General features: G+C 72.2%; 18 protein-coding genes. 10 read left to right on the top strand and 8 right to left on the bottom strand.

The window, feature by feature from the left end; translation table 11 throughout:
• The first annotated feature begins 27 nt into the window (after positions 1-27).
• Positions 28-849 carry a nuclease-related domain-containing protein gene (locus OG417_RS14455; RefSeq protein ID WP_329255561.1) on the top strand — a complete coding sequence of 274 codons (822 nt, stop codon included), beginning with the start codon at positions 28-30 and terminating at the stop codon, positions 847-849.
• A gap of 62 nt (positions 850-911) precedes the next feature.
• Here OG417_RS14455 and OG417_RS14450 read toward each other — a convergent pair whose 3' ends face one another.
• Positions 912-1,505: a VOC family protein gene (locus tag OG417_RS14450; RefSeq protein ID WP_329255558.1), complete on the bottom strand. Its 594-nt coding sequence runs from the start codon at positions 1,503-1,505 to the stop codon at positions 912-914.
• Between the two features lie 97 nt (positions 1,506-1,602).
• On the opposite strand from OG417_RS14450, the gene ilvD reads away from it, so the two are divergent.
• A complete protein-coding gene (gene ilvD / locus OG417_RS14445; protein WP_329255556.1) occupies positions 1,603-3,453 on the top strand; it encodes a dihydroxy-acid dehydratase in 1,851 nt (616 codons plus the stop codon).
• A 21-nt stretch (positions 3,454-3,474) separates the two neighbouring features.
• Here ilvD and OG417_RS14440 read toward each other — a convergent pair whose 3' ends face one another.
• A complete protein-coding gene (locus OG417_RS14440; protein ID WP_329255553.1) occupies positions 3,475-3,972 on the bottom strand; it encodes a DUF4232 domain-containing protein in 498 nt (165 codons plus the stop codon).
• A 36-nt stretch (positions 3,973-4,008) separates the two neighbouring features.
• Between OG417_RS14440 and OG417_RS14435 the strand changes: the two genes are divergently transcribed.
• Positions 4,009-4,197, top strand: coding sequence for a hypothetical protein (locus tag OG417_RS14435; RefSeq protein WP_329255549.1), 189 nt, complete (start codon positions 4,009-4,011; stop codon positions 4,195-4,197).
• Here the strand turns inward: OG417_RS14435 and OG417_RS14430 are convergent.
• Entirely contained in the window at positions 4,194-5,021 is an 828-nt protein-coding gene (locus tag OG417_RS14430; RefSeq protein ID WP_329255545.1) for a helix-turn-helix domain-containing protein, read from the bottom strand. The two genes, OG417_RS14435 and OG417_RS14430, sit on opposite strands and share 4 nt — an antisense overlap.
• Before the next feature lie 103 nt (positions 5,022-5,124).
• On the opposite strand from OG417_RS14430, the gene OG417_RS14425 reads away from it, so the two are divergent.
• Positions 5,125-6,552, top strand: a complete 1,428-nt coding sequence (locus OG417_RS14425; RefSeq protein ID WP_329255542.1) for an MFS transporter — start codon at positions 5,125-5,127, stop codon at positions 6,550-6,552.
• On the opposite strand, the gene OG417_RS14420 is transcribed toward OG417_RS14425, so the two are convergent.
• Together OG417_RS14420 and OG417_RS14415 are read right to left on the bottom strand one after the other, a co-directional pair.
• Positions 6,449-7,312: a class I SAM-dependent methyltransferase gene (locus tag OG417_RS14420; protein ID WP_329255539.1), complete on the bottom strand. Its 864-nt coding sequence runs from the start codon at positions 7,310-7,312 to the stop codon at positions 6,449-6,451. The genes OG417_RS14425 and OG417_RS14420 overlap by 104 nt on opposite strands.
• The gene (locus OG417_RS14415; protein ID WP_329255536.1) at positions 7,302-9,482 is read right to left on the bottom strand and encodes a prolyl oligopeptidase family serine peptidase; all 2,181 of its coding nucleotides are present in this window, start codon (positions 9,480-9,482) and stop codon (positions 7,302-7,304) included. Before OG417_RS14415 ends, OG417_RS14420 begins: the two co-directional genes overlap by 11 nt.
• Positions 9,483-9,750: 268 nt before the next feature.
• Here OG417_RS14415 and OG417_RS14410 point away from each other — a divergent pair, with 268 nt between their 5' ends.
• From OG417_RS14410 to OG417_RS14400, 3 genes are all read left to right on the top strand, one after another.
• A complete protein-coding gene (locus tag OG417_RS14410) occupies positions 9,751-10,257 on the top strand; it encodes a hypothetical protein (RefSeq protein ID WP_329255533.1) in 507 nt (168 codons plus the stop codon).
• Positions 10,258-10,492: 235 nt separating this feature from the next.
• A complete protein-coding gene (locus tag OG417_RS14405; RefSeq protein WP_329255530.1) occupies positions 10,493-11,002 on the top strand; it encodes an HNH endonuclease in 510 nt (169 codons plus the stop codon).
• Between the two features lie 33 nt (positions 11,003-11,035).
• Positions 11,036-11,242: an FmdB family zinc ribbon protein gene (locus OG417_RS14400; RefSeq protein ID WP_329255526.1), complete on the top strand. Its 207-nt coding sequence runs from the start codon at positions 11,036-11,038 to the stop codon at positions 11,240-11,242.
• A 9-nt stretch (positions 11,243-11,251) separates the two neighbouring features.
• On the opposite strand, the gene OG417_RS14395 is transcribed toward OG417_RS14400, so the two are convergent.
• Together OG417_RS14395 and OG417_RS14390 are read right to left on the bottom strand one after the other, a co-directional pair.
• Positions 11,252-11,716 (bottom strand): GNAT family N-acetyltransferase, encoded by a 465-nt coding sequence (locus tag OG417_RS14395; RefSeq protein WP_329255524.1) that lies wholly within the window; start codon positions 11,714-11,716, stop codon positions 11,252-11,254.
• A gap of 75 nt (positions 11,717-11,791) precedes the next feature.
• Positions 11,792-13,396 carry a tetratricopeptide repeat protein gene (locus OG417_RS14390; protein ID WP_329255522.1) on the bottom strand — a complete coding sequence of 535 codons (1,605 nt, stop codon included), beginning with the start codon at positions 13,394-13,396 and terminating at the stop codon, positions 11,792-11,794.
• A 283-nt stretch (positions 13,397-13,679) separates the two neighbouring features.
• On the opposite strand from OG417_RS14390, the gene OG417_RS14385 reads away from it, so the two are divergent.
• The 3 genes from OG417_RS14385 (at position 13,680) to OG417_RS14375 (ending at position 16,049) form a co-directional block, all read left to right on the top strand.
• Positions 13,680-13,970 (top strand): hypothetical protein, encoded by a 291-nt coding sequence (locus OG417_RS14385; RefSeq protein WP_329255520.1) that lies wholly within the window; start codon positions 13,680-13,682, stop codon positions 13,968-13,970.
• Between the two features lie 707 nt (positions 13,971-14,677).
• Positions 14,678-15,652, top strand: coding sequence for a mechanosensitive ion channel family protein (locus OG417_RS14380; protein ID WP_329255518.1), 975 nt, complete (start codon positions 14,678-14,680; stop codon positions 15,650-15,652).
• Between the two features lie 13 nt (positions 15,653-15,665).
• Positions 15,666-16,049, top strand: a complete 384-nt coding sequence (locus OG417_RS14375; RefSeq protein WP_329255515.1) for a globin — start codon at positions 15,666-15,668, stop codon at positions 16,047-16,049.
• Positions 16,050-16,086: 37 nt separating this feature from the next.
• On the opposite strand, the gene OG417_RS14370 is transcribed toward OG417_RS14375, so the two are convergent.
• Positions 16,087-17,283: an MFS transporter gene (locus tag OG417_RS14370; protein ID WP_329255513.1), complete on the bottom strand. Its 1,197-nt coding sequence runs from the start codon at positions 17,281-17,283 to the stop codon at positions 16,087-16,089.
• Positions 17,284-17,286: the final 3 nt, after the last annotated feature.

The raw sequence follows: 17,286 nt of genomic DNA, 5'->3' as shown, positions 1-17,286 counted from the left end.
CCGTCGATCGAGCAGGGAGTGTCGGAAATGGCCCCTGTGGAGCGGGATACATCCACCCAGACCTCCACACGCGAGCAGGATGACGCATCCCAGCGTTCCGAAGGACAAGATCCGTTCGAACGCGAGCGCCCCAAGCAGGAAACGTACGGCGACATGATCGGCGATCCCCAGGTCCAGAGGTGGATCCGCCGGTCCGTCGGGGCGCTGGCCCTCGGGCTGCTGTTCGCGCTGCTGGTGAACCTTCCCGTCGGCCTCCTCGTCGCCATCGCGGTGGTGGTCGCCGACGTCGTGCTGAAGAACCGCAAGGAGTCGAGCGTCGAGGCGTGGCGCAAGCCGTCCGTCGCCGAGCGCAAGACCGAGCGGCAGCTGCGCGGCATGGAGAAGGCCGGCTACCGCACCCTGCACGCCCGCGCCGTCCCGCGCGACGACGAGGGCGTCAGCGACGGGCAGATCGACCACCTGGTGATCGGACCCACCGGCGTGTACGCGGTCGACTCCGAAAAGTGGGACAAGCGGCTGCCGGTGCGCGCGATGTCGCACCGCAAGCTGTTCCTCGGCCCGTTCAACAAGAAGGAGCGCCTCGACGAGGCGCGCTGGGAGTCCGAGCAGGCCAGCAAGCTGATCAGCGAGCAGCTCGGCAAGGAGGTGCCGGTACAGCCCTCGCTCGCCATCTACGGCCCGGCCATCTCCTGGAAGGTCCTGATGGTCCGCGACGTCGACGTGTACGCCGGCACCCGCGCCCGCAACTACCTGCGCCGGCGCCCGAAGATCCTGTCCTCGGCGGACATCAACGACATCTACGAGGCCGCCGAGCGGGTGCTTCCGCCGAAGTATCCGACGGAGGACTGAGCGGCGTCCGAGGCGGAGCGCCGGATGCCGATCAGTCTCACGCTGCGGAAGTACCGAGCTCCTCAGGTCAGGGTGGTGGTGCCGCCGAGCATCGCGACCAGCGCGGGCTCGCCCTCGCGCACGTCCAGCTCGACGCCGAGGGCGGCCAGCCGCTCGCGTACCCGCGCGGGCTCGGGGTGGCTGGCGCCGAACGCCGTCAGCGGCACGACCGGCAGGTGGCGCGCCGGATGCGGCGTCCTCCCCCAGTCGATCAGGAACGGCACGACGGCCTCGTACGGATAGGTCAGCCGCCAGCGCAGCACCTCGCCGTCCGGGGTGCGGCGGGACAGCGGCTCGATCGGGCCCGGGTCGTAGCCGAGCGTGCGGGAGCGCGCGACACGCGCCTCGATGTCGGCGGCCCGTACCGCCCAGCCGGCCAGCCGCGGCTCGGTCAGCTCGTCGATGCCGAACGGCCGGGGCCCCTCGGGCTCCGGCTGCTCCGGATCCGGTCCGATGATCTCCAGATAGCGGAGTTCGCCCAGGCCGAGGAGGTGGTTACGCGTGCCGAGGCCCGGATGCGGCCCGCCTTCCACCGGCCGTACGCCGGTCAGCTTGCCGAGCTGCCGGACGCTCTCCTCCAGGTCAGGAGTCGCGTAGACGAGATGATCGAGTGTCATGACCGTCCTCGTTGTGCCCGCCATGTAAGACGTACTGTCTCAGCCCTGTGCTCCTACCCCGTACGATCGGAGTCTGAGCACAAGGGATGGAGAGGTCATGCCGCCGCTGAGGTCACGAACGGTTACACACGGCAGGAACATGGCGGGCGCACGGGCGCTGCTCCGGGCCACCGGTGTGGCCCGCGAGGACTTCGGCAAGCCCATCGTCGCCGTGGCCAACAGCTTCACCGAGTTCGTGCCGGGCCACGTCCACCTGCGCGAGGTCGGCCAGGTGGTCGCCGCCGCCGTCAAGGAGGCGGGCGGGGTGCCGCGTGAGTTCAACAGCATCGCGGTCGACGACGGCATCGCCATGGGTCACGGCGGCATGCTCTACTCCCTGCCGTCCCGCGAGCTCATCGCCGACTCGGTCGAGTACATGGTCAACGCGCACTGCGCCGACGCCCTGATCTGCGTCTCCAACTGCGACAAGATCACGCCGGGCATGCTGATCGCGGCCATGCGGCTCAACATCCCCACCGTGTTCGTCTCCGGCGGCCCGATGGAGGCCGGCAAGCCGGTCGAAGGCACCACCAAGCTCGACCTGATCGACCCGATGATCGCCTCCGCCGACGCGTCGGTCTCCGACGACACGCTCGCGCAGATGGAGGAGAACGCCTGCCCGACCTGCGGGTCCTGCTCGGGCATGTTCACCGCCAACTCCATGAACTGCCTGACCGAGGCGATCGGCCTGGCGCTGCCCGGCAACGGCACGGTGCTGGCCACCCACGCCGACCGCAAGAAGCTGTTCGAGGACGCCGGCCGGCGGGTCGTGGAGATCGCCCAGCGCTACTACGCCGATGACGACGACTCGGTGCTGCCGCTGAACATCGCCACCCGCGACGCGTTCGAGAACGCCATGGCGCTCGACGTCGCGATGGGCGGCTCGACCAACACGATCCTGCACCTGCTGGCCGCGGCCCGCGAGGCGGGCGTGAACTTCGGCCTGAAGGAGATCGACGAGCTGTCCCGCCGCGTGCCGTGCGTCTGCAAGGTCGCGCCGGCCACCGCGAAGTACCACATCGAGGACGTCCACCGCGCCGGCGGCATCCCGGCCATCCTGGGCGAGCTCGACCGCGGGGGCCTGCTCAACCGTACGGTCCACACGATCCACGGCGACTCGCTCGGGGCGTTCCTGGACTCCTGGGACGTGCGCTCCGACAGCGTGTCGGCCGAGGCGACGGAGCTGTTCCACGCCGCGCCCGGCGGGGTGCGCACCACCCGGCCGTACTCCCAGAACAACCGGTGGGAGTCGCTCGACCTCGACCGCGCCGAGGGCTGCATCCGCGACGTCGAGCACGCCTACACCAAGGACGGCGGGCTGGCCGTGCTCTACGGCAACCTCGCCGTGGACGGCGCGGTCGTCAAGACCGCCGGCGTCGAGGAGGCGCTGTGGCGCTTCGAGGGCCCCGCGGTGGTGTTCGAGAGCCAGGAGGACGCCGTCGAGGGCATTCTCGGCGACCGGGTCAAGCCCGGTGACGTGGTCGTGATCCGCTACGAGGGCCCCAAGGGCGGCCCGGGCATGCAGGAGATGCTCTACCCCACGTCGTTCCTCAAGGGCCGTGGCCTCGGCAAGGCCTGCGCGCTGATCACGGACGGCCGCTTCTCGGGCGGCACGAGCGGCCTGTCGATCGGGCACGCCTCACCGGAGGCGGCGGGCGGCGGCGACATCGCCCTGGTCGAGGACGGCGACCGCATCGTGATCGACATCCCGGGCCGCGAGCTGCGCCTCGACGTGCCGGCCGACGAGCTTCGCGCCCGCCGCGAGCGCCTGCTGAAGGACCTGGGCTCCTACCGTCCCCGCGACCGGCGCCGCCCGGTGAGCGTGGCCCTCCAGGCGTACGCCGCGATGGCCACCTCCGCCTCCACGGGCGCCGCCCGCGACATCACCCAGCTCGGCGGCGCGTCCTAGCGGTAACCGGCCGGGCTCCGGTCAGTCGAGCCAGGGGCGGAAGCCGTCGACCGTGATCGTCTTGGCGGCGGGAGTGCTGGAGCTCCAGTCGATGACGCGGCTTCCGCCGCCGTCCGGCAGCGTTATCCGGATCTTCGACGGGCGCGCGTGGTCGCCGCTCCCCGTCGCGAAGGTCAGGTCGAACACGGCCTGCTCGCCGGGACCGACCTCGGTGGTGACCCCGTCGGCGCCCTTGCGGAACCGGTAGGGAAGCGTCTTACCGTTCTCGTCGAGCAGCCGGATCTTGGCGCGGCCCGTCAGCACGCAGGTCTGATCGCCGTCGGCCGTGACGGACAGCGGCTGGTCCAGCCCGTCGCCCGTCTCGTACGGGTGGGCGAACGCGACGGTGAGCCGATCCGCGGTGAACGAGCAGGCGTGGGGCTGCGCACCCGGGGTCGCGGCCTGCGCGGACGTCGCCATGGCGGCGACTGCGGCGAGGGCGGCGACTCCGGTGACGGCGATCGTCATGCTGGTCTTCACCTGTGACTCTCACTCTCCGATGAGAACGATCCCGCTGTGAACGAGAGGGACGAGGACCGCCCCATCTACTCAGACAGCGGCGACCTCACAAAGGTTTACTCATCGGAGAAATCGGCGACCGGCGCCGCCGTGAGCGTGGCGCCCCAGGCGTACGCCGTGATGGCCACCTCGGCCGCCACGGGAGCCGCGCGCGACATCTCCCAGCTCGGGGGCTGCCAGGCCTAGGACGGCTCGCCCAGACGGGTCAGCGCCGTGTGGGAGGCCGAGCCCGGTGCGGCCGTGTAGGCGACCAGCCGCTGCCCCGCGTCCATCGGGGCGGCGAGCACCGTGTACTCCAGTGACATCCGGCCCGCCACGGGGTGATTCAATTCCTTGCGCCCGCCGGTCTTGTGGCGCAGCCCGCGTGCCGCCCACAGCCGCCGGAAGTCGGCGCTGACCTCGTGGAGCCGGGCGATCAGTTCGGCGAGTTCGGCGTCGTCGGGGCGGTGCCCGGCGGCCGCGCGCAGGTGAGCGACCGAGTCCGCCGCGATCGCGGGCCAGTCGACGAAGAGATCCCTGGCGCCCGGGTCGGTGAACACATAGCGCACGTTGTTGGGCGGGCGCGCGCCCTCCACCAGGTGCCCGAACAGCGCGGCGGCGGTGTCGTTCCAGGCCAGCACGTCACTTCGCCCGTTGATCACATAGGCCGCGGTCGGCGGGGACAGCAGTTCGAGCATCCGGTGGGCGCCCGTCGCCAGGGGCGCCCGCTCGGGCTCCGGGCCCGCCTCGCCGGCCAGCGCGAACAGGTGCCCGCGCTCGTCGGCGGACAGCCGCAGCGTCCTCGCCAGCGCGCCGAGCACGCTCGCCGACGGGTGCGGCGCGCGGCCCTGTTCGAGGCGGATGTAGTAGCCCTCGCTGACCCCCGCCAGCCGCGCGACCTCCTCCCGGCGGAGCCCCGGCGTGCGCCGGACTCCGCCGTCCGGCAGGCCCACCTCACCGGGGGTCAGCCGCGTCCGCCGTGATCGCAGGAACGCACCCATCTCGTGCGCCCGCGGACTCCGCCCGGCCACGTCCCCGACCGTCCTTCCTCCGTCGTCGCCGACCGCCAGGGTAGCCCTGTCAGGTGCACCCTCATCCGTTGCCTCCGCTCGGCGCACCGCCGAACCTGGTGCGGTGAGCACCGTGATCCATCCCGTCGTCGCGGCCCCGTCACGGGCGCGTACGACCCTGTTCGCCGCCTCCTTCGGCTTCCTCATGGTCAGCCTGGACGCCACGATCGTGAACGTCGCGCTGCCCACGCTCGGCCGGCGGCTCGGAGCGGGCCTTACCGGGCTGCAGTGGGTGGTGGACGGCTACACGCTGATGTTCGCCGCGTTCCAGCTCATCGGCGGGTCGCTGAGCGACCGGCTGGGGGCACGGCGCGCGTTCGCCACCGGGCTGAGCCTGTTCGTGCTCGCCTCGCTGGCCTGTGGCCTGGCCGGGACGCCGGGCGTCCTCATCGCCGCGCGGTTCGTCCAGGGCCTCGGCGCGGCCGTGCAGTTGCCGGCGTCGCTGGCGATGATCCGGCACGCCTACCCGGACGCGTCCGCGCGGAGCAGGGCCATCGGAGTGTGGGCCGCGGCCGGCGGCGCGGCGGTGGCGGCCGGGCCCGTGCTGGGCGGCCTGCTCCTCGCCTCGCTGGGATGGCGGTCGCTGTTCCTGGTGAACCTGCTGATCGGCGGGGTCGGCCTGCTGATGACGTCGCGGGCGGACGCCACGCCGGCGGCCCGGGGACGCCCGCTGGACCTGCCCGGCCAGACCGCCGTGGTCCTGGCGCTGTGCGGGCTGACCTTCGGGTTCATCGAGGCCGGCCGGCTCGGCTGGGCGTCGCCGCCGGTGGCGGCGGCCCTGGCGACGGCCGTGGCCTGCGGCGTGTTCTTCGTGTGGTGGGAGCGGCGGGCATCGGAGCCGTTGCTGCCGATGCGGCTGTTCGCTCGCCCGGTCTTCTCCGCCGCGAGCGTGGCCGGTTTCGCCCAGAACTTCGCGTACTACGGCATCGTCTTCCTGCTGAGCCTCTTCCTGCAGAACGAGCGGGGCGACTCCGCGCTGGCCACCGGCCTGATCTTCCTGCCCATGAGCATCGCCGCGATGGGGTCCAACATGCTCGGCGGCCGGCTGACCGCGCGGCTCGGCCCGCGGGCGCCCATGATCGGCGGCCAGCTCCTGTTCGCGGGAGGACTGCTGACCCTGCTGGTGGCCGGGACCGGTGCCTCGAACCCGGTGATCTGGCTCGCCACGGTGCCGGTCGGCATCGGGGCCGGCGCCGTCGTCCCGGCCATGACCAGCGCGGTGCTGGAGACGGTCGAGCCGGGGCACGCCGGGGTGGCGTCGGCCGAGCTGAACACGGCCCGGCAGGTCGGCGGCGCGGTCGGGGTGGCCCTGTTCGGCGGGCTGGTCGCCGGGGACCTCGGTCACGGGCTGCGGCTGTCGCTGGCGATCGCCGCGGCCGCGCTGCTCCTCAGCGCGACCGCGGCGGCCCGGTGGGTTCGCTCGGCTCCCCGCGATCGGGCGAGGCGCCCCGCGACGGCCCCGGAACCGGCCCGCCCCGGACCGCCCCGATGAACTGCATGAGGCCGTAGGTCCTGCGGCGGACGACCGAGAAGCCGGCCGCCGTCAGGCCATCGGTGAGCTCCCGGGGGCCGAACATGCGGATGCCCGTCGCACCGCTGAGGGCGCCCAAACCGGCGCCGAGGAGCGGGAGTCCCGGGCGGTGTGTCGTCAGCACCACCAGGCGCCCGCCCGGGCGGAGCACCCGGGCCATGCTCGCGAGCGCCGCCCAGGGGTCCGCGAACAGGTACAGGGCGCCGTAGCAGCACACCGCGTCGAAGGTCGCCCCGGCGAAGGGCAGGTCCACCGCGTCGCACCGGACGTACGCCACCTCCGCCGTTCCCGGTGCGGAGGGAGGCGTGTCGGCCACGGCGCGGCTCAGCATCGTGGCCGACGCGTCGGCGCCGATCATGAGGCCGCCGTCCGTGACGCCCCCCGAGACACCCTTCGCCAGCGCACGGGTCACGTTGCCCGGGCCGCAGGCCACGTCCAGGACGGTCGCGCCCGGTGTCGCGGCCAGGTCCAGCCACGCGCGGGCCAGGGCGTACTCCTGCTCCGTGCTCGGCCCGAGCAGGCCGCCCTTGGCGAGTCCGAAGACGACCGGCCGCCACGCCTGCTCGTAGATCCGCGGCAGCCCGGAGGAGCGCATCAGCCGCTGCGCGAACGTGTCGTGGGTCTCCTCCTCCCCCAGCAGGTCCAGATAGCCACGCGAGACGTCCGGACGCGCCGGGGGCGACGCGAGCAGCTTCAGCACCCGATCGACGTCAGGGGGCACTGCCGATCACCAGCCCCGTGTGGGCGGCCGTGAAGGACAGCGTGTCGACGCTCAGGTCGACCGAGCGGCTGATCGCGCGGGAGCCGTGGCCGACGTCGGCCTCGTTGCGCAGCAGGATCGGCCGCGCGGCGTCCGAGGTCGCGTGCTGCAGCGCCGCGCACATCTTCCGCGCGTGCAGTGGGTCGACCCGTGTGTCGCTCTCGAACACCGTGAACAGGGTGGCCGGGTAGGCGACGCCCTCGCGTACGCGGTGGTAGGGCGAGTAGGCGTAGAGCCACTCGAACTGCTCGGGGTCGTCGGCCGAGCCGTACTCCACGTTCCACGTCTGGCCGAGGCCGAACTTCTCGTACCGCACCATGTCCAGCAGCGGCGCGGAGCACACCGCGGCGGCGTACAGGTCCGGCCGCTGGGTGATCGCCGCGCCGACCAGCAGGCCGCCGTTGGAACCGCCGGAGACGGCCAGCCGGTCCGGGGTGGTCCAGCCGTCGGCGATCAGCTTCTCGGCGGCGGAGTGGAAGTCGTCGAAGACGTTCTGCTTCTTGTCCAGCATGCCGGCCCGGTGCCACTCCTCGCCCTCCTCCGAGCCGCCGCGCAGGTTGGCCACGGCGTACACGCCGCCGGCCTCCACCCAGGCGAGCGTCGTGGCGGAGTACGCCGGGGTCAGCGGGATGTTGAAGCCGCCGTAGCCGTACAGGATCGTCGGGCGCGGCCCTTCGCCGCCGGAGCGCGCGACGACGAGCATCCGTACCTCGGTGCCGTCGTAGGAGGTGTAGGTGACCTGCCGCGTCTCGACGTCGTCGGGCACCTCCACCGCGCCCGGCGCCGACGCCCAGAGGGACAGCTCGCCGGTCCGCGCGTCGAAACGGTGCACCGAGACGGGCGTGGTGTTGTCGGTGTAGACGAACCACGCCTCGTGGCCGCCCTCGGGGCGTTCGCTGATGCCGCCGAGCGTGCCGAGGCCGGGGACCGGCACCTCGCCGATGCGCGTCCCGGTCTCCAGATCGTGGATCGTGATCTCGCTGAGCGCGTGGCGGGTCCAGCCGGCGAGCAGCACCGGCCGGTCGAGGTCGTCGAGGATCGCGAAGTCGGACAGGACCGCCTCGGGGTCCTCCGGGATCAGGTCGCGCCACGTCTCGTGCGACGGCGAGGCCGGGTCCGTCACGCACAGGCGGCTGCGGGGGGCGTCGCGGTCGGTGAAGATGTACGCGCGGCCGTCGCGGCCCACGTAGAGGCCGGTCTCCGCGTCGACGCCCTCCTGCACGGCCGTGAGCTCGGGGGCCTCCAGCGGCGAGGTGCGCAGGTCGGCGATCCACAGGTCGTTGCGCGGCGCGGTGCCCTGCGAGGCCGACAGCGTGAGCCAGTTGCCGTCGCGGCTGACCGAGACGCCGTAGTAGTTGGTCTTCTCCAGCCCCGCGCCGAAGATCATCACGTCGTCGGTCTCCGGGTCGGTGCCGATCCGGTGCAGGTAGACGCGGCGGTGGTACTGGTCCTCGCCGGCGGGCACCTGGTCGGTGGGCAGGCGCCGTACGTAGTAGAAGGCCTCGCCGCCGGGCAGCCATGCGACCGGGGTGTAGCGGCACCGGTCGATGGGCCCCTCGACCCGCTCGCCGATGGCGATGTCCATGATGTAAAGCTTCGACTCCTCATCGCCCCCGTGGGAGAGCTGGTACGCGAGGAGCCGGCCCTCTTTGTCGGGCTGCCAGTGGTCGAGCGTCGTGGTGTGGGTCGGGTCGAGCGCCATCGGGTCGATGAGCGCCCGCTCGGTGCCTTCTTCCCCCTCGTGCGCCGGAGGGTCGACCGTGTAGAGAACGGCGTGCTCCTGCTCGGCCGTACGGCGCATGAAGAACTGCCGCTCACCGCGCCAGATGGGCGTGCTCACGGTGCCCGCGCCCAGCAGCTCGCGGATGCGCGCGCGCAGGCGGTCGCGGCCGGGCAGCGCGTCCACCTCGCGGTGGAACAGCTCGTCCTGTTCCGTCAGCCAGGTCTTGGTCTCCTCGCCGTGCGGGTCCTCCAGCCAGCGGTACGGGTCGGGTACGCGGTGACCGTGGATCTCCTCGACGAGGTCCTCACGGCGAGCGGACGGGTACGGCTGTCGGCTCGGGAGCCCTCCTTCGTCGGAAGAGGGACCAGAGGCGCTGTGTTCGTCGATTCGCTCGCTCCGCTCGCTCATGGACGCACTCTATGAGGTCGGCGGGCGGGACAGGACGCGGCATAGCGGTTTAGCGCCAAATGTTCGACACCAGGGCTTTTGTCGATACTGGCCGGGCCGACCCGCCGTTTCCCTGCGACCGTACGCGGCGGCTCCCCCGTGGCCGGGCGGTGACCGGCGCCCGGGGCGTTCGTGACCGAACGATGACGGACACCGGTGGCGCCGGAAGGCCCCGCGGGTCCGGGGAGCCGTAGCCTGGGCGGTGCATGTCGATCGGGGGGGGTTGGACATGAGAGGCCACATCGCGCTCATCGCGGTTCCGGCGCTGGCCGCCACGGGGGCCGTCCCGGCGGCCCGGACGCCGGCGTACGCGGCTCCGCGGCCGGCGGCCGACCTGCGGATGGAGTACGGGCATCCGGAGATCGCCAAGGCCGACTCGGGCGTCACCTGGCACTGGGTGCTCACGAACAAGGGTGTCGGTGGCGCCGACACCGTCGTCGCGACCCATCGGGTCTCGGCCGGCCAGAAGATCGTCGGGGTCTCCCAGCCGTGCGCGGCCGGTCAGGCGGGCGACATCGTCTGCCGGTTCGACTCGATCAAGCCCGGGGAGAGCCGCAGCGGCTGGATCAGGACCACGGTGCCCGCGACGGGCGGCACGCTGCGCGTCAACGCCCAGGTGACGTGGCGGGAGACGCCGAGCGTCCGCCCCGGGATCGGCGATCCGTCCCCGGTGGACGCCGGCGTCGCGGGACCCGGCGCCCAGGGCGTCACCGGGGTCGGCGCGGCGGCCCGGTGACCCGCCCCGGACGTTCGCGGACCGATCCAGGATCAAGACCCCTTTACAGCGATTGCGGTCTTATGGGGTAGCGAAATCCGCATCTCAGCGGCCACACTGATTTCAGTTCGAGTATCACCCGTGAGGAGGTCCTCGTGGCGGGTGCGCTGGTGCTGAAGATTGTCGAGCCTCGTCTCGAGGCGCGCTGGAGCGTGCCCCGCGGGGCGACCGGCGCCTGCGTCCCGGAGGCCGTCTGATGAGACAGGTACTGCTCCTCAACGCCACCTACGAGCCACTGACCACGCTGCCCCTGCGACGTGCCGTCTGCCTCGTCCTGCGGGAGAAGGCGGAGATCGTCCACCACGACGTCTCGGGTGCGTGCCTGCACTCGGCGACCGTGGTGCTCGAGATGCCGTCGGTGATCCGGCTGCTCCGCTACGTGCGGATCCCCTACCGACAACGGGTGCCGCTCACCCGGGCGGCTCTCATGAGGCGCGACAACTACCGTTGCGCCTACTGCGGCCGGCGCGCGGAGACGATCGACCACGTGATCCCCCGGAGCCGTGGCGGCAAGCACCTGTGGGAGAACTGCGTCGCCTCCTGCACACCCTGCAACCATCGCAAGGCGGACAAGCTGCTGGAGGAGCTGGGCTGGCAGCTGCCCGTCACGCCCGCCGTGCCCCGAGGCGCCCACTGGCGCCTCATCGGCCTGGTCCACGACGGCGACCCCCAGTGGGCGCCCTACGTCCGCGAACCCGCGGCCTGACCGCGTGTCCGGCACCCGACGTATCCTGTGCGGGTGCCACGTTATGACTACCGCTGCCGCGCGTGCGGTTCGACGTTCGAGCTGAGCCGCCCGATGGCCGAGGCCTCCGCCCCGGCCACCTGCCCGGACGGGCACGACGACACCGTCAAGTTGCTGTCCACCGTCGCGGTGACCGGCGGGGCGTCCGCCCCGCCGAACGCCGGCGGCGGCTGCTGCGGAGGCGCTTGCGGCTGCGGCTGACCGCCGTGGTCAGCGAGTAAGGCGTTTGCCGAAATAGACGGTGACCGTCGGGCCGGTGACCCGGCGGTCGAGCTCGTGCCAGCCCGACGAGCGGTACAGCTCCATCGCGACCGGCTGCTTCACCGTGGTGTCCGCCTGTAAGGCCTGGTAGCCCAGCTCCACCGCCCGCTCCTCCAGCACCGTCACCACGGCCGCGCCGTACCCCCGGCCCTGTTGGTCGGGACGCACCCGTAATCGGACCATCTCCGCGACCCGGTCGCTCACCCGGCGAAGGCCCCCGATCGCACGGATCTCTCCGCCGACCTCGCCGACCAGGAACTCACCGCCGGCCCGCAGGTAGACGCCCTCCACGTCGGCCAGGTCGTCGTCGTAGTAGATGCCGTCGCCGGGCCGCAGGCCGACCTGGGCCAGGCCCTCCCGGTGGAGGGCGAGGACCGTGGCGTGGTCGGCCGGCGCGTAGCGGCGGATGCGCATGGTGCAGAAGGTCCAGACAGGGGGGTCGAGACGCCGGCGCCTCGGTGCGCCGGCGTCGAGCACGCGTGCCATCGATCAGGTCTGCTTCTCGACGGTGCCGCTCCTGGTGGGTGACGCCAGGGCCGCGCGGAACTCCTTCGCCTCACTGGTCTCGCCGTACTGCGCGACGGCGGCTCCGACGAGCTGACGGGCGCGCTGGGCGATGATGTCGGTGAACTGGCCCGGCGACAGCGCGAGCACGGTCTCCCTGGCCGTGCGCAGCGCCTCCTCCGGCTCGCCCTTCTGCAGCCGGCACGTCGCGCGGTCCAGCCAGATGAGGGTGCGGTCGAGCTCGGAGGTGGAGGGGTAGAGCGTGAGCGCCCGGCGCAGGGCCTCCTCGGCGTGGGTGTGGTCGCCCATGTTGGTGTAGGTGTCGCCGATGTGGAAGGCCAGCTGCCGCTCGGTGTAGCCGAACGCCGTGTCGGCCACGTGCTCCTTGCCGAGCTGGCCGAAGACGGCCTGGCCGCGCGCGATGGCGCGTTTGGCGCTGCCGGCGGCGTCGGTGCGGCCGCGTTTGACGAGCATGCCGAGCGCGCGGGCCTCCACGATCGGGGCCATGGCGGCGGCGGCGCTCGGCGTGCGGCCGGCGAGGTCCTGCGCGCGCCGGGCCAGGTGGAGCGACTCGCGCGGGTCGCCGTAGTACATCGGCACGAGCGCCTCACGCACGCTCACCCACGACCGCAGGCTCCGGTCGCCGGTCTCGTCCGCGGCGGTGCGCGCCGTACGGAAGAACGAGCGGGACAGGCGATGGTCGCCGAGGTTGATCATCAGGGCGCCGGCCAGCCCGGACAGCTGGGCGGCGAGCCGGCAGAGGCGTTCTTGGAGCTCGATGGGCTGCCGCTGCTCGCACATGCGGCGTACTTCGCTGAAGTCGAGCAGGACGTCGCAGAGCAGGCGCAGCGGCGGCGTCGAGGTGTACTGCTTGCCGTAGCCGAGCGCGGTCTCCTCCCACTGGTCGAGCATCGTCGGGGAGACCGACGCGTTGACCAGGGTGTCGTCCATCTTGCGGCGGACACCGTCCACCGCGCCCAGGATCTGGCCATCGAGCGCCACGCCCGCCCCGGCCAGGATCTGCAGAAGGGTTCGCCGAAGCACTGTCTCCTCCTCCTCTCCGGCACCGCCGCGGGGGTCCTCGGCGCGGTACTGGACCCCGGCGATGGGCGGCACGGAGAACGGTTGTCGTGATGTCGTCCGGTCACGGTCGATGAGTAGCGTGTCGGGTGGGAGCACGACGCCGGGCTCGAGGAGACGGGCATGGGGGCGTCCGCAGACGCAAGGCCCCGGTAACCCGAGGTCGGCGGGCTCGGCGTGGTAGACGCGGCACAGATCGTGCAGATAGGCGGGGCCCGGCCGCTTGTAACCGCTCTCGTACGCGGACAGGAGCGTCTCGCCCAGTTTGGGCGGCGGCCGGCCTTCGAGTTCGTACAGGGCACGGACCTGGGCCACGATGTCGGAGAGCGCGATGCCGTGCGCGAGGCGCTGCGCCTTGATCTGGCTGGTGCCGTGGATCGGCGCGCAGACCTCGTAGATCTCCCTGGCGATCTGCGGAGGCGCGTGACCGAGGGCGAGCCCGCGGGCACGGATCTGGCGAGCCAGATCCGCCTCTTTCCTCGGCGGACCGACCTTCTCGGGTTCTGTCATCTCCGGCCTCCTCGGGGGGAAGGAGCCGACCGGCTACGTGAGGGAGACAACGAGCGTACGCAGCGTAACGCTTTCGTCGCCTTCCGCCAACCTAATCACCATGAGATTGCATGAGACGCTGCGATCGCGGCGCAGCTTCGTGATGCACCGGTGGAGAATCGTTCCGCCGCGTCAGATGATCGTGCGCCGGGAGCCGCCGGTGTTCCTTGACCCTCCCTGACGACCTTGCGATTCTCGCTGCGCGTAGCCGCGTGCGTCCATAACGTGAAAGGAAGTCACGGTGATGCCGGATGAACGCCGGGTCGGATACCTCGAAGGCCTCGTACGCGAGTTAGCCGACCGGGGTCTGGTCGCCAAAGTAATCCGCTCCCGTTCCGGACCGGCCTTCTGCCGGGTGGTCAATCCGGAGGCGGCGAGCCTGTCGGAGAACGTCATGTGCGCGCCGGCACCCGGCGCCGCCGACCAACCGTCCTGGTACTTCTGGTGGTCCTGGGGAGAGCCGCTGCACGTCGTGGACGACCCGCACGGCGCCGCGATGAAGGTGGCGCGAGTGCTGGAGTCGCGTCACGGCTAGGGGGGTGGCCTCGGAGGGCTCCGAGACACGTTCGAGGGGGACGCGTCACGGTCGGGGGGCCCTGGGGCTTCCGAGGCAGCGTTCGAGGGGGGAACGCGTCCCGCGGGACCGCGGCCGGTGGCGCGGACCGACCGGTCCCGCGGGACCACACACGACAGACGGCCGGGCTCCGCCACGGACGGCCGGCACGACCGGCCCCCACGGACCCGCACACCACAGACCGCCGGGCTCCGCCACGGACGGCCGGCACGACCGGCCCCCACGGACCCGCACACCACAGACCGCCGGGCTCCGCCACGGACGGCCGGCACGACCGGCCCCCACGGACCCGCACACCACAGACCGCCGGGCTCCGCCACGGACGGCTCGGCACGACCGGCCCCCACGGACCCGCACACCACAGACCGCCGGGCTCCGCCACGGACGGCCGGCACGACCGGCCCCCACGGACCCGCACACCACAGACCGCCGGGCTCCGCCACGGACGGCCGGCACGACCGGCCCCCACGGACCCGCACACCACAGACCGCCGGGCTCCGCCACGGACGGCCCGGCATCCGCACGTGCCCCGGCATGAGATGGCGCACACCCGTACGGGCCGTCCGGGTCCTCCTGTTCGCCTAACATCGGAGACGCTCGCAGGCTAGGCGGTCCCCGAGGGCCGACCGGGGAGGGTTCTTTCTGTGCTCGCGTCTTCCGCTGTTCCCATGATCTTCTTCGCGGACCAGGGCGACCCCGGGACCTACTGCCGGAAGCCGATCACCTCGGCCTGCCGGTTGACCTGGAACATCAGCCACAACGGCGACGTCACCAGCACATACAGCAACTGGATCGACACACCCCTCACCCTGGCGCTGAAGATCATCATCTCGATCGCCATCGCCCTGCTCCTGCGCCGCATCGTGAACCGGCTGATCACTCGGATCACGCTCCGGATGGCCGAGGGCACGATGCCCGAACGCCTCCGCGAACGCACCCGCACCGTCTTCGACGGCAGCCCGGTGCTGGTCAGCGAACGCCGCAGGCAACGCGCGGAGACGATGGGCTCGGTGCTGCGCAGCGTCGCCTCGATCATCATCCTCGGCAGTGCCGCGATCAACGTTCTCCGCTACCTGCACCTGGACGTGACGCCGTTCCTCGCCAGCGCGAGCATCATCGGCGTGGCCGTGGCCTTCGGCGCGCAGAACCTCGTCAAGGACTTCCTCACCGGCATGTTCATGCTGCTGGAGGACCAGTACGGCGTGGGCGACGTGATCGACGTGGGCTCGGCCAAGGGCACGGTCGAGGCGGTGACACTGCGCACGACCCGGCTGCGCGATGTCAACGGCGTCGTCTGGTACGTCCCGAACGGCGAGATCAAGCGGGTCGGGAACGAATCGCAGAACTGGGCCCGCGTCGTGCTCGACGTTCCGGTGGAGTACGACGTCGACCTGGACAAGGTCCGCACGCTCCTGGCCGAGACCGCGGGCGCGATGGCGATCGACCCGCCCTGGGACGAGATGATCATCGACGACCCGACGGTGTGGGGCGTCCAGGCGCTGTCCAGCGACGGCATGGTGGTGCGCGTCGTGTGCAAGACGGCGCCGGGCCGGCAGTCGGATGTCGCGCGTGAGCTGCGCGAACGCGTGAAGAAGGCGTTCGACTCCGCCGGGGTGAACATGGCCGCGCTCAGCACCGCGTAGGGTGGGGCGCGCCATGGCAGATGAAGTCACGTTCTACGAGGCGGTCGGCGGCGAGGAGACCTTCCGCCGGCTCGTCCACCGCTTCTACGAGGGCGTCGCGACCGACCCGGTGCTCCGCCCGCTGTACCCCGAAGAGGATCTCGGCCCGGCGGAGGAACGGCTGCGGCTGTTCCTGATCCAGTACTGGGGCGGCCCCCGCACGTACAGCGAACGGCGCGGCCATCCCCGGCTCCGGATGCGGCACGTGCCGTTCACGATCGGCCGCGCCCAGCATGACGCGTGGCTGGCGCACATGCGCGACGCGGTCGACGAGATCGCCCTCCCGGAGCCGCTGGAGAAGATGCTCTGGGACTACCTGGTCATGGCCGCCAACAGCCTGATCAACACGCCGGACTGAGAGCCCGCGCGGATAGGGGCGTGCGGGCTCTGAGAGCTTACGAGCGGTCGAGGCCGGCCTCGGCCGCCGCGACCGGTCGCCCCGTGCCGAGACAGCCGGGCACCAGCAGCGCGGCGACCAGCGGAAACGCCACCGCGGCGGCGAACGCCGTACCGTACGCCGTGCCGGAGACGAGCGTGCCGAGCACCGGCGGGGTGGCCGCGGCCAGCAGGTTCTGGCCGGTGTTCTGGATGCCGAGGGCGCGCCCGGCCCACGAGCGCCCGGCGTACTCCGCGACCGCGGTGAAGGCGAGCCCGTTCGTGGTCACCGTGAGCACGGCGGCGGCGAGCAGCGCGGCGGTGGCGGCGGCCGAGCCGGACAGCGCTCCCACCGCCAGCACGAGCACGATGACGCCGATCGCCACGGCGAGCGTCCGCATGGGCCGTACGCGACTGCCCACCCGGTCGGACCAGTGGCCGACGACGAGCCGCGCGACGGCGCCGCCGACCTGCGCGACCGCCAGCACCCGGCCCGCCGTCGCGGCGTCCCAGCCGCGTGCGTCGACCAGGTAGACCAGGGCGAACGCGGACACCGCGAACTGCGGCACGACCAGCAGCGCGCTCGCCGCGTGGATCCGCCAGAGCACCGGCGTGCGGTACGGCGACCGCCCGCGATGCTCGTCGTCGCCCGCCTCCGGCCGCTCGGGGTCGCGGACCAGCACCCCGACGAGGAGCGCGGCCGCCAAACAGCAGCCGGCCAGCAGGTACAGGCCGCCGTGCAGTCCGGCGTGGGCCGCCAGCGGCGGCAGAGTCAGCGCGGCGAGCCCGACGCCGAGCGGCTGCCCCGTCTGCCGTACGCCCATGGCCAGGCCCCGCTCGTGCGCGGCGAACCAGCCGAGGATCAGCCGGCCGCTGGCCGCGTGGATCGACGCGCCGCCCGCGCCGGCGACGAAGAAGCAGGCGCCCAGCGCCGGGGTGCTCGCCACGGTGGTGGCGGCCAGCAGCGCGAGGCCGGCGACGGTCAGGCCGATGGAGAGGATGATCCGCTCGCCCCAGCGGTCGGCGGCGATCCCCCAGAGCGCCAGCGCGATCAGCAGCCCGGCGACGGGGCAGGAGATGAGCGTCGCCGCGTCGCGCAGGGAGAGTCCCCGGTCCGCCCGGAGCGCCGGGATCAGGTAGGGAAGGCCGTACTGGTACGCGCATCCGGCGATCATCGCGAACAGCCCGACAATGAGGATCAACCACCGCCTGTTCATAAT

This window comes from Actinoallomurus sp. NBC_01490 (genome assembly GCF_036227085.1).
Classification (GTDB): Bacteria; Actinomycetota; Actinomycetes; order Streptosporangiales; family Streptosporangiaceae; genus Actinoallomurus; species Actinoallomurus oryzae.
This window is presented reverse-complemented; position numbering and strand designations above follow the sequence as displayed.

Excerpts from the sequence above, each read along its gene's own strand:
- OG417_RS14455 (WP_329255561.1), top strand. The coding sequence starts at position 28 with ATGGCCCCTGTGGAGCGGGATACATCCACCCAGACCTCCACACGCGAG.
- OG417_RS14450 (WP_329255558.1), bottom strand. The coding sequence starts at position 1,505 with ATGACACTCGATCATCTCGTCTACGCGACTCCTGACCTGGAGGAGAGC.
- ilvD (WP_329255556.1), top strand. The coding sequence starts at position 1,603 with ATGCCGCCGCTGAGGTCACGAACGGTTACACACGGCAGGAACATGGCG.
- OG417_RS14415 (WP_329255536.1), bottom strand. The coding sequence starts at position 9,482 with ATGAGCGAGCGGAGCGAGCGAATCGACGAACACAGCGCCTCTGGTCCC.
- OG417_RS14410 (WP_329255533.1), top strand. The coding sequence starts at position 9,751 with ATGAGAGGCCACATCGCGCTCATCGCGGTTCCGGCGCTGGCCGCCACG.
- OG417_RS14405 (WP_329255530.1), top strand. The coding sequence starts at position 10,493 with ATGAGACAGGTACTGCTCCTCAACGCCACCTACGAGCCACTGACCACG.
- OG417_RS14395 (WP_329255524.1), bottom strand. The coding sequence starts at position 11,716 with ATGCGCATCCGCCGCTACGCGCCGGCCGACCACGCCACGGTCCTCGCC.
- OG417_RS14390 (WP_329255522.1), bottom strand. The coding sequence starts at position 13,396 with ATGACAGAACCCGAGAAGGTCGGTCCGCCGAGGAAAGAGGCGGATCTG.
- OG417_RS14385 (WP_329255520.1), top strand. The coding sequence starts at position 13,680 with ATGCCGGATGAACGCCGGGTCGGATACCTCGAAGGCCTCGTACGCGAG.
- OG417_RS14380 (WP_329255518.1), top strand. The coding sequence starts at position 14,678 with ATGATCTTCTTCGCGGACCAGGGCGACCCCGGGACCTACTGCCGGAAG.
- OG417_RS14375 (WP_329255515.1), top strand. The coding sequence starts at position 15,666 with ATGGCAGATGAAGTCACGTTCTACGAGGCGGTCGGCGGCGAGGAGACC.
- OG417_RS14370 (WP_329255513.1), bottom strand. The coding sequence starts at position 17,283 with ATGAACAGGCGGTGGTTGATCCTCATTGTCGGGCTGTTCGCGATGATC.